Below are 3,371 nucleotides of genomic sequence, written 5' to 3'. Positions count from 1 at the left end.
CGGCGTGGGATCTTTCGCAAGGAATACGAGGGCGCGACCCTGCGCGAGAACCTCGGCCTGCCGCGTCCCGAGAACCAGTTCTTCGCCGAGACGCCGGCCGCTGCGGTGGGCTGAACCGGGGCTATGACCTCGGTCAATAGGTGGCTTGAGGACTTCTCGTTTGTCGCGCCCGCCCCAGGCCTTCAGGACTTGGAGGTCCTCACAAGGAGCTGAGCCATGGTCAAGACCCTTCGCGACCTGCTGAGCGAACTCCACGCGGAGCGCGAGAGGACCTGGGACCCGGACCAGCTGCAGCTCAACATCGACCAACGGCGCGAGTTGGTGGAGGCTGCCCACCCGTCGAACTGGGTGGCGGCCGGCGACCCGGCGCCGCCCTTCTCGCTGGACGAGGTGGATGGCGAGCGGCTGACCCGCGAGAGCCTGACGTTCCGCGGCCCGGCGGTGCTGGTCTTCTTCCGCTTCGCCGGCTGCCCGGCGTGCAACATCGCCCTGCCGTACTACGAGCGCGAGCTGGCGCCGGGGCTGCGCGACCTCGGCGCGACGCTGGTGACGCTGCGCGGCCTGGGCTACCTGCTCAAGGCGCCGGACTGAGTGGCCGATCCGTTGTTCCCGTCGTCAGCGTCGTCCCCGTCGTCCCCGTTGCCGGTGCGACCTCGCCGGCGCTGGCTGTCCTCGATGCGCAGCCGGCTGCTGGCCGGCATCCTGGTGCCGGTCGGGCTGCTGATCGCGGCGAATGCGCACCGGCTCTACGAGGACGCGCTCAAGGCCATCGACACGGCCTACGACCGCACGCTGCTCGCGTCCGCGAAGACCATCGGCGAGCAGCTCGACGTGCACGGCACGCGCGAATCGCCGCAGCTCGTCTCCGAGGTCCCGTACGCGGCGTTGGAAGCCTTCGAGGCCGACAACCGCAGCCGCATGTTCTACCGCGTCACCGGCTTCCGGGGCGAATGGGTGTCGGGCTTCGACGACCTGCCCGCGTGGCACGGCAAGCTGCCCGATCGCGGCGCCTACGCGGCCCTCGTCGATTTCTACGACGACGTCTACCAGGGCGAGGAAGTGCGCGTCGCGGTGCTCAAGCAGCCGGTCTCGGGCGAGGCGGGCCTGGGCGTGGCGACGATCCAGGTGGCGGAGACGCTGGAGATCCGGCGCACGCTGGCGCGGCAGGTGTTGATCTCGACGCTGTGGCGGCAGGCCGCGCTGCTGGCGGTGATCGCCATCGTGGTCTGGGGCGTGGTGCTGTTCGCGACCTGGCCGGTGCGCGAGCTGAGCCGCTCCATCGGGGAGCGCGCGGACGACGACCTCAGCCCCATTCCCATGCCGGGCGTGCCGGCGGAACTCGCGCCGCTGGTGGTCGCGATCAACGAGGCCTGGCATCGGCAGGCCGGCCTCTTCGCGCATCAGAAGCGCTTCGTGCGCGACACCTCGCACCAGCTGCGCACGCCGCTGGCGGTGCTCAAGGCGCAGGTGCAGTCGGCGCGGCGCGGCGACCTGCCGCTGACGCAGGCGATCGACGAGATCGGCGCAACCGTGGACGGCGCCACCGCGCTCGCCAACCAGATGCTGGCGCTGGCCAAGGTCGAGCAGCTGCGGCAGCAGGGCGATCCGCCGCGGCTGGATCTGGCGGACTCGGTGCGCGAGGTGGCGCTGGACCTCGCGCCGCTGATCGCCGACGCGGAACTCGACTTCGAGCTCTCGACGGAACCCGCGCCGGTGCGCGGCCACGAATGGGCGCTGCGGGAGCTCGTGCGCAACCTGCTGCACAACGCGCTGCGGCATTGCCCGCGCGGCGGACGTCTTGAAGTGCGCGTGACAAGGGGAACAGGCCCCGACGGCATCGAACTGCGCATCGCCGACAGCGGCCCCGGCATCGCTGCGGCGTTGCGGCCCAAGCTCGGGCAGCCCTTCGCGGCGGGCGCCGGCGGAGGCTCAGGCCTCGGACTTGCCATCTGCCGGGAGATCGTCGGCTCGCTCGGCGGCACGCTCACCCTGGACAACCGCGAGCGGGATGGGGTCATCGGCGGCCTGGACGCCGTGGTCCGGTTGCCAGCGGCACCATCGCCCGATCCGTTGACCTCATAGGACAATCCGACTTCGATGTCTTCCTCTCCCCATTCCCCTTCCGCAGGATCCCCTGGCGTGCGCCTGGACAAATGGCTCTGGGCCGCGCGCTTCTTCAAGACCCGCTCGATCGCGGTCGACGAGATCGGCAAGGGCCGCGTGACCATCAACGGGCAAGCCGCGAAGGCCTCGCGCGAGGTGCGCGTCGGCGACGTCGTGAAGCTGCGCCAGGGTCAGGTCGATCGCGAGGTGAAGGTGGCGGGCATCAGCAGCGTGCGCGGCCCGGCGCCGGTGGCGCAGGCGTTGTACGAGGAAACGCCCGACAGCATCGCCACCCGCGAGCGCGCCGCAGAGGCACGGCGCCTCGCGCCCGAGCCGGCCGACGCCATCGAGCAGGGCCGCCCGACCAAGCAGGACCGCCGCCGCCTCGCGGACTGGAACCGCTGGTCCGCCAGCCTGGACTGACGCCGCCTCCGCCGAGCCCGCAGCGCTCCTGCCGCGCATCCGCCGCGTCTCCTGACGCGACCGGCCTGCGCCGGCGGAGACACCGGTGCGTCATCTCGTCCCGCCGGGGCTGACCAGCGAGGCCGACATGATCCCTTTCCAGATGGACCCGGTGTCTCACGGCGCGTCGTCGTCGATGCCCGGGGAGACGGGCATCGACGGGCGCTCCGAGCCGTGCACCGACCCGGATGGTGCGCATCCGGAGGCCGATCCGGTGGCCGGAACGGGCGTCCACAACATCGTCGACGCGCTCGCCGAAGCCAGCGCGGAGCTCGAGCGCGATGTCCTGCGACCCCGATCACGCGCAGGTTCTCTCGCCGTCGCGCTCGCGAACCCGCGATCCCGGTCGCTGGCGCATGAAGCGGTCCGGAGCCAGGCCGTCGCCCGCTTCGACGCGATCCGGATGGCCGGCCTGTCGATGACGCCCGCCGACACCGAGGTGCTGAAGGCCATCGTCGCCCTCGCGGCTTCGATCGGTGGCGCGGCCGCCTTCGGCTTCGGACTGGGCCGGGGCATCGGCGGCGCGATCGCCGAGCTGGGCGTGCGCAGCGCTTTCGACGCGCCGCAGACGCTGGGCATCGGCAACGATCGCAACTTCGTCGACCAGGACACCGATCACAGCCTGCTGCAGATCGCGGTGATCGCCACCGCCCGATGGGTCGGCGCGTCGATCTGCGGCGCGATCGGCGCGACGCTGGGCAGCGTCGTGTCGCCCCGCATCGCGGCGCTGACCGGTCGTCAGCTGGTGGCCATCCCCCCGGCCCAGCTGGTGCCGGACCACGTGGCCGACCTGCTGGACAGGACCG

At 71.7% G+C, this 3,371-nt stretch carries 4 protein-coding genes; all 4 read left to right on the top strand.

Going from position 1 to position 3,371, the window contains the following annotated elements:
• Window positions 1–216 precede the first annotated feature (216 nt).
• Window positions 217–591, top strand: coding sequence for a redoxin domain-containing protein (locus tag VF536_RS15880; protein WP_331615834.1), 375 nt, complete (start codon window positions 217–219; stop codon window positions 589–591).
• A gap of 84 nt (window positions 592–675) precedes the next feature.
• A complete protein-coding gene (locus VF536_RS15875; RefSeq protein ID WP_331615835.1) occupies window positions 676–2,082 on the top strand; it encodes a sensor histidine kinase in 1,407 nt (468 codons plus the stop codon).
• A 15-nt stretch (window positions 2,083–2,097) separates the two neighbouring features.
• A complete protein-coding gene (locus VF536_RS15870) occupies window positions 2,098–2,526 on the top strand; it encodes an RNA-binding S4 domain-containing protein (protein ID WP_331615833.1) in 429 nt (142 codons plus the stop codon).
• Window positions 2,527–2,611: 85 nt separating this feature from the next.
• The coding region (locus VF536_RS15865) for a hypothetical protein (RefSeq protein ID WP_331615832.1) at window positions 2,612–3,371 on the top strand (760 nt) is incomplete at its 3' end.

Source organism: Roseateles sp., from assembly GCF_036486225.1.
Classification (GTDB): Bacteria; Pseudomonadota; Gammaproteobacteria; order Burkholderiales; family Burkholderiaceae_C; genus Roseateles.
The sequence above is the reverse complement of the archived record's forward strand: the minus strand, read 5'-3'. Positions and strand labels throughout refer to the sequence as shown.